Source organism: Phytopseudomonas dryadis, assembly GCF_004327355.1.
In the GTDB taxonomy this organism is placed as follows: domain Bacteria; phylum Pseudomonadota; class Gammaproteobacteria; order Pseudomonadales; family Pseudomonadaceae; genus Aquipseudomonas; species Aquipseudomonas dryadis.
Map to the genome: position 1 here is coordinate 1 of NZ_QJUM01000064.1, position 1,453 is coordinate 1,453.

Consider the following 1,453-nt stretch of genomic DNA (forward strand, 5'->3'; position numbering starts at 1 on the left):
CGTAATTAGATGGACTCGCCCCCGCCGAGGCGTCGATGCGCCACGGTGGCATTCTAATGATGACCAACGGCAGCGAGGGCGAGGCCATGCAAAAGCGTACGACGAAATCGCCAGCAGCGCATCCAGTTGATATTTCCCTGTGCACGACAGTGGCTATCGACCTGGCCAAACAGGTGTTCCAGGTCGCTGGCGAAGATGCACACGGGCAATTGGTATACGAGCAGCGCATCAAGTCGCGCGATGCGTTCTCGGCGTTGCTGGGCACGATAGCCAGGGGCGCAACTGTTCTGATGGAAACCGGGCCAGGTGCACAGGCGTGGGCTCGACAGGTACAGGCTCTGGGCTGTCTGGTGCGTGTGTTACCGGCACAGCGCGTCGCCGACCACCGCAGTGGTGCCAAGAACGATCGCAACGATGCCCTGGCGATATTGCGCGCAGGACGCGATCAGGCCATCCACGCCGTGCCGGTGAAAAGCGTGGAGGCCCTGGCCATGCAGGCGGTGCATCGGGTCAGGCAGGGCTACATGCGGCGGCGTACGGCGCTGGGCAATCAGATGCGCGGCCTGCTGCTCGAGCATGGCCTGGCGATACCGCAAGGGGCTACGGCGCTCGCCGAGCGCGTGAACCGGATCCTGGAGGATGCCACGCTGCCACTGCCTGAGCTTCTACGCGAGCTGCTTGCCGACCTGCAGGCAGAATGGGCGTTCCTGGGAAGTCGCATCCTGCAGCAGACCAAGCGGTTGGAGCAAAGCGCGCGCAAAGACGAGACGGCGTCTCGGTTGATGACAGTACGAGGGATCGGGCCGATCATCGCCACCGCGCTGGTGGCCAAGCAGGTCGAGCCGCAACGTTTCCCCAATGCACGGCAGTTCGCCGCTTACATTGGCTTGGTGCCCGATCAGCACAGCAGTGGCCAGAAGATCCGGCTGGGCAAGATGAGCAAGCGTGGTGATGGTTACCTGCGCAGCTTGATGATCGAAGGCTCACACGCCGTGCTACGCATGCTCAAGCCGGACTCGGAGGAGGCGGACGACCGTCGGCTAAAGCGCTGGATGCAGCGCCATGGTCGCAAAGGCGCCGCCATACGCCTGGCCAACCGCAACCTGCGCATCGCCTGGGTGCTGCTGCAATCGAACGATGTCTACAGGCGTGATCCCCAAGCCCGGCAGGAGGCTGAGATGACTGAGTAAACACAACGAGTTCCCGCCACCGGGGCGCTAAGCGTCTCCAACCGCTGCTCAAAACATTGACCCCAGGTCAGACCGTCGCGCATTGATGCCTGCCATCCTACTGGCTGTTAAAGCCTCTTCGTAATCGGCACTGCGCGAGCTCAAACAATGGTGGCCCGGAGCACCTGATGCTCCCTTGCTGAGGCCTGATACATAGATGCAACCGGGTTTCTCTGTTCAAAGCGGGTTGACAGGTAAAGGCGAGTCCATACATAGGATGGGTG

The 1,453-nt window shown here is 61.9% G+C and carries 1 protein-coding gene; it reads left to right on the forward strand.

Annotated elements, in window-relative coordinates; translation table 11 throughout:
• The first annotated feature begins 131 nt into the window (after positions 1-131).
• Positions 132-1,190, forward strand: coding sequence for an IS110 family RNA-guided transposase (locus tag DNK34_RS25230; protein WP_131177999.1), 1,059 nt, complete (start codon positions 132-134; stop codon positions 1,188-1,190).
• Positions 1,191-1,453: the final 263 nt, after the last annotated feature.